The organism is Spirillospora sp. NPDC049652, assembly GCF_040675125.1.
Taxonomy (GTDB): Bacteria; Actinomycetota; Actinomycetes; order Streptosporangiales; family Streptosporangiaceae; genus Spirillospora.
On sequence record NZ_JBFAOF010000474.1, the window covers coordinates 1 to 5,422 of the forward strand.

The following is a 5,422-nucleotide window of genomic DNA, read 5'->3' on the forward strand; positions in this document are numbered from 1 at the left end:
CCGGCGGCTTCGAGCTGGACGTGGAGTTCTCCGCGACCCGGCTGCGCGAGCTCGCCAAGATGGACGCCGCGATCGTGGCCGGCGCGGTCGTCGTCCTGTACGCGCGGTTCCGGAAGGCGGGCCTGTCGTGACCGAGATCAGGCTGCAAGGCGTGTCCCGCTGGTACGGCAACGTCGTGGCCGTCAACGGCGTGACGATGACCGTCGGCCCCGGCGTGACCGGGCTGCTCGGCCCGAACGGCGCGGGCAAGTCCACGCTGATCCACATGATGGGCGGGTTCCTGTCCCCGTCGTCCGGCACGGTCACCCTGGACGACGAGCCCATCTGGCAGAACCCGGCCGTCTACACCCGGCTCGGCCTGGTGCCCGAGCGCGAGTCGGCCTACGACTTCCTGACCGGCAGGCAGTTCATCCTCGCCATGGCGAAGCTGCACAAGCTGGCCGAACCGGGCCGGGCGGCCGCCCGCGCCATCGCCCAGGTCGAGATGGACCAGGCGGCCGACCGCACCATCGGCACCTACTCCAAGGGCATGAAGCAGCGGATCAAGATGGCGTCCGCGCTGGTCCACGACCCGCCCGTGCTGCTGCTGGACGAGCCGTTCAACGGCATGGACCCGCGCCAGCGGCTCCAGCTGATGGACCTGATCCGCCGGATGGCCGCCGAGGGACGCACGATCCTGTTCTCCTCGCACATCCTGGAGGAGGTCGAGCGGCTCGCCGGGCACATCGAGGTGATCGTCGCGGGACGGCACGCCGCGTCCGGCGACTTCCGCGAGATCCGCAGGCTGATGACCGACCGTCCGCACCGGTTCCGGATCCGCTCCGGCGACGACCGCGCGCTCGCCGCCGCGATCATCGCCGACGGCTCGGCCACCGGCGTCGAGCTGACCCCGGACGGCCTGGCCGTCGAGGCGGCCGACTTCGGCCGGTTCACCTGGCTGCTGCCCCGGCTCGCCAAGGACGCCGGCGTCCGGCTCTGGGAGGTCGTCCCGGCCGACGAGTCCCTGGAATCCGTCTTCTCCTACCTGGTGGCCCGATGAACTCCACGATCGCGATGATCACGTTCCGGTCGATGCTCGGCCGGCGGCGGGCGCTGCTGCTGTTCGTGCTGCCGGGCCTCCTGCTGCTGCTCGCGCTGGTCCTGCGGCTGACCGGCACCAACGACATGGACGTGGACACGAGCGTCCTGCAGCGCTTCGCCCTCGGCGCGGTGCTGCCGCTGCTGGCGCTGATCGCGGGCACCGGCGTGATCGGCCCGGAGATCGACGACGGGCAGATCATGTACATCCTGACCAAGCCGATCCCGCGCTGGGTCGTCGTCCTGACGAAGCTGGCCGTGGCGATCGTCCTGGTCACGCTGTTCGCGGCCGTCCCGACGCTGCTGGCTGGCCTGATCATGGGCGCCCCGGCGGGCCTCACCCCGGCCTTCGCCGTCGGCGTCCTGGTCGGGGGCGTCGCCTACGCCTCGGTGTTCGTGGCCCTCGGCGTCCTGAGCCGCAACGCGGTCACGATCGGCCTGCTCTACGCGCTGGTCTGGGAGAGCCTGTTCGGCAACTTCGCGCCGGGCGCGAAGAAGGCGTCCATCCTCCAGTGGGCCCTGTCGGTCACGCACTCGCTGACCGACGCGTCCACCGTCAAGGCCGCCGTGTCCCTGCCGACCGCGACCGTCCTGCTGGTGGTCGTCACCCTCGCCGCCACGGCCCTGGCCACCGTCCGCCTCCGCTCCCTCACCGTCGCCAGCGCCGAATGACCGGCTAGATGCGGCGGAGGCGGACGCGGTTGATGGAGTGGTCGCGGTCCTTGTGCAGGACGAGGGTGGCGCGGGCGCGGGTCGGCAGGATGTTCTCGACCAGGTTGGGCTCGTTGATCGAGCCCCAGACGCCGACCGCGAAGTCCTCGGCCTGCCGCTCGCTGAGCTTGGCGTACTCGCGGAAGTAGGAGCGGGGGTCGGTGAAGGCCGTCCGGCGCAGGGCGAGGAGGCGGTCGATGTACCAGCGCCGTATGTCCTCGACCTTGGCGTCCACGTAGATCGCGAAGTCGAAGTAGTCCGACACGCCGAGGCTGCCGGCGGGCGGGGCCTGCAGGACGTTCAGGCCCTCGACGATCAGGATGTCCGGACGTTCCACCGTCTGCCGGGCGTCCGGCACGATGTCGTACTCCAGGTGGGAGTAGATGGGGATGTCCATCCGCGACGCGCCCGACTTCACCGACTGGACGAATCTCACCAGCGCCCGCCGGTCGTAGGACTCCGGGAAGCCCTTGCGCTCCATCAGCCCGCGCTCGGCGAGGACGGCGTTCGGGTACAGGAAGTTGTCGGTGGTGACCAGTTCCACACGGGGGTGCTCGGGCCAGCGCGCCAGCAGCGTCCGCAGCAGCCGGGACGTGGTGGACTTGCCGACCGCGACCGAGCCCGCCACGCCGATCACGAACGGGGTGGGCTGGACGGGCTCGCCGAGGAACCCGCTGACGGTGTCCCGGGTCCCGCCGCGGCCCACGAAGAACAGGTTGAGCAGGCGGGACAGCGGCAGGTAGACCTCTTCGACCTCGGTGATGTCGATGGGGTCCCGGACGCCGCGCAGCTCGTCCAGCTCATCCGGGGTGAGGGTGAGCGGGGTGGAGGCTCGCAGCGCCCGCCACTGCGCGCGGTTCAGTTCGACGTAAGGGCTGGGCACAAGCGCCAACGGTACTTGTGCGGCCGGTCCGCCGGTCCGCCAGGGCTGGTCTAGGCCGGGCGGCCGGTGGCCGATCGGGACCGAATAGGCTGGCCGCCATGTGCGGAATCGTGGGTTACGTCGGCGGCAGGCCGGCACTGGACGTGGTGGTCGAGGGTCTGGCGAGGCTGGAGTACCGCGGCTACGACTCGGCCGGGGTGGCCATGCTCTCGGACGGGGCGCTCGCCACCGCCAAGCGCGCGGGGAAGCTGGTCAACCTCCGCGAGGCGCTCGCCGAGGAGCCGCTCCCGGCGGGCACGCTCGGCATGGGCCACACCCGCTGGGCGACGCACGGCGCGCCGAACGACCGCAACGCCCACCCGCACACCGACTGCACGGGCCGGGTGGCGGTCATCCACAACGGCATCATCGAGAACTTCGCGGCGCTGCGGACCGAGCTGGAGGAGGGCGGCCACAAGCTGCGCTCCGACACCGACACCGAGGCCGTCGCGCACCTGCTGGAGGACGAGCTCAAGACCACCGGCGACCTCGCCGAGGCGATGCGCCGGGTGTGCCGCCGCCTGGAGGGCGCCTTCACCCTGGTCGCGATCCACTCCGGCGACGACGACCTGGTGGTCGGCGCCCGCCGCAACTCGCCGCTGGTCGTCGGCGTCGGCGCCGGCGAGAACTTCCTCGCCAGCGACGTCGCCGCGTTCATCGCGCACACCCGGGACGCGATCGAGCTCGGCCAGGACCAGGTCGTCGAGCTGCGCAAGTCGGGCGTGACGGTCACCGACTTCCAGGGCCGTCCGGCCGAGACCAAGGCCTACCACGTCGACTGGGACGTCTCCGCCGCCGAGAAGGGCGGCTACGACTACTTCATGCTGAAGGAGATCGCCGAGCAGCCGCGCGCGGTCGCCGACACCCTGCTCGGCCGGATCGGCGCCGACGGCCGCCTCACCCTGGACGAGATGCGCATCACCGACCAGGAGCTGCGCGAGGTCGACAAGATCATCATCGTGGCCTGCGGCACGTCCTACCACGCGGGCCTGATCGCCAAGTACGCCATCGAGCACTGGGCCGGGCTGCCCTGCGAGGTGGAGCTGGCCAGCGAGTTCCGCTACCGCGACCCGATCCTGTCCCGCACCACGCTGGTGATCGCCATCTCCCAGTCGGGCGAGACGATGGACGCCCTGATGGCCGTCCGGCACGCCCGCGAGCAGCACGCCAAGCTCCTCGGCATCTGCAACGTGAACGGCTCGACGCTGCCCCGCGAGTGCGACGGCGTCCTGTACACCCACGCCGGCCCGGAGATCGCGGTCGCCTCCACCAAGGCGTTCCTCACCCAGCTCGTCGCCGTCTACCTCATCGCGCTCTACATCGCCCAGGTGCGCGGCACCAAGTTCGGCGACGAGGTCTTCGCGATGATCCAGCTCCTGGCCAAGATGCCGGAGAAGGTGGACGAGGTCCTCGGCACGATGGAGCCCGTCCGCGCGCTGGCCCGCTCCCTGGCGGACGAGAAGTCCGTCCTGTTCCTGGGCCGCCACGTCGGCTTCCCGGTCGCCCTGGAGGGCGCCCTGAAGCTCAAGGAGCTGGCCTACATGCACGCCGAGGGCTTCGCCGCCGGCGAGCTCAAGCACGGCCCGATCGCGCTGATCGAGCCGGGCCTGCCGGTCATCGTCGTCGTCCCGCCGCGCTCCCGCGACGTCCTGCACGACAAGATCGTCTCCAACATCCAGGAGATCCGCGCCCGCGGCGCCCGCACCATCGTGATCGCGGAGGAGGGCGACACCTCCGTCGAGCCCTACGCCGACACCCTGATCGGCGTCCCGGCCGTCCCGACCCTCTTCCAGCCCCTGGTCACCACCGTCCCGCTCCAGGTCTTCGCCTGCGAACTGGCCACCGCCAAGGGCCATGACGTCGACCAGCCCCGCAACCTCGCCAAGTCCGTAACGGTCGAATAGCCTTCCCCGCTCCGCCCGCCGCTCCTCCCGGACCGGCGGGCGGAGGCATGCCCAGGGACGTTGACACCCTTGGCGGTCTCGCCGAACGTTTCCAGGAGACGACCGCGAGGAACCATGGCGTACCAACAGAGATCCCGGGGCAGGCTGACTCGCGCCCTGCTGCTGTCGATCGTCGCCGTTCTCCTGATCGCCTTGGTGCTGGCGTCGCCTTTCGGGTTGGACGCGGTGTTCGCGCACACGGGCGCGGATTGGAGGCTGCTCAGCGACATAGGGCAGACCTACGGGGCGATCTCCGCCCTGCTCGCCGCCCTGGCCTTGGCAGGTCTCACGGCCTCGTTGCTGCTTCAGGCCCGCGAGGTCAGGCACCAGCGGGAGCAGTCCGCCCGGATGGCCCACCTGGAGCTTCTGCGGATGGCCATCAGCGACCGGCGGCTACTGGCCTGCCTCGGACGGCCCGAAGGGACGACGGACGACGAACTGGCCCGGATCCTCTACCTCAATCTGTTCGTCAGCTGGTGGCAGATGCGGTGGGAGTTCGGCGACATGAGCGAACCGAACCTGCGGACGCTGGCGCGTACCGACCTGTTCCGGGAGGCGGCGGGGTTCAAGCTGTGGCAGATCAGCCGGGACGACCGGGAGCCGCGGAACCGGAGAGGACGGCGATTCCTCCGGCTTCTTGACGAGGAGTACGCGGCGGCGCAGGCCCGGCGACCGGAGTTCCGGCCCGGACGTACGGCGGAAGCGCGGCGGCGGCGTCGGGGGATCGCGGGAATCGTGGTGGTCACGGCGGTCGGGGTGCTTCTGGCGG

General features: G+C 70.8%; 5 protein-coding genes. 4 read left to right on the plus strand and 1 reads right to left on the minus strand.

What is annotated here, in order from left to right:
- Positions 1–127 precede the first annotated feature (127 nt).
- Complete coding sequence (locus AB0J52_RS25515; protein WP_500184757.1) at positions 128–1,039, plus strand: ABC transporter ATP-binding protein; 912 nt, start codon at positions 128–130, stop codon at positions 1,037–1,039.
- Positions 1,036–1,749 (plus strand): ABC transporter permease, encoded by a 714-nt coding sequence (locus tag AB0J52_RS25520; RefSeq protein WP_500184759.1) that lies wholly within the window; start codon positions 1,036–1,038, stop codon positions 1,747–1,749. The genes AB0J52_RS25515 and AB0J52_RS25520 overlap by 4 nt, the downstream gene beginning before the upstream one ends.
- 4 nt (positions 1,750–1,753) lie before the next feature.
- On the opposite strand, the gene coaA is transcribed toward AB0J52_RS25520, so the two are convergent.
- The gene (gene coaA, locus AB0J52_RS25525; RefSeq protein ID WP_500184760.1) at positions 1,754–2,671 is read right to left on the minus strand and encodes a type I pantothenate kinase; all 918 of its coding nucleotides are present in this window, start codon (positions 2,669–2,671) and stop codon (positions 1,754–1,756) included.
- A gap of 98 nt (positions 2,672–2,769) precedes the next feature.
- Here coaA and glmS point away from each other — a divergent pair, with 98 nt between their 5' ends.
- Together glmS and AB0J52_RS25535 are read left to right on the plus strand one after the other, a co-directional pair.
- On the plus strand, positions 2,770–4,614 hold the full coding sequence (glmS, locus tag AB0J52_RS25530) for a glutamine--fructose-6-phosphate transaminase (isomerizing) (protein WP_500184761.1): 1,845 nt from the start codon (positions 2,770–2,772) through the stop codon (positions 4,612–4,614).
- A gap of 114 nt (positions 4,615–4,728) precedes the next feature.
- A partial coding sequence (locus tag AB0J52_RS25535; RefSeq protein ID WP_500184763.1) for a DUF6082 family protein occupies positions 4,729–5,422 on the plus strand: 694 nt, incomplete at its 3' end.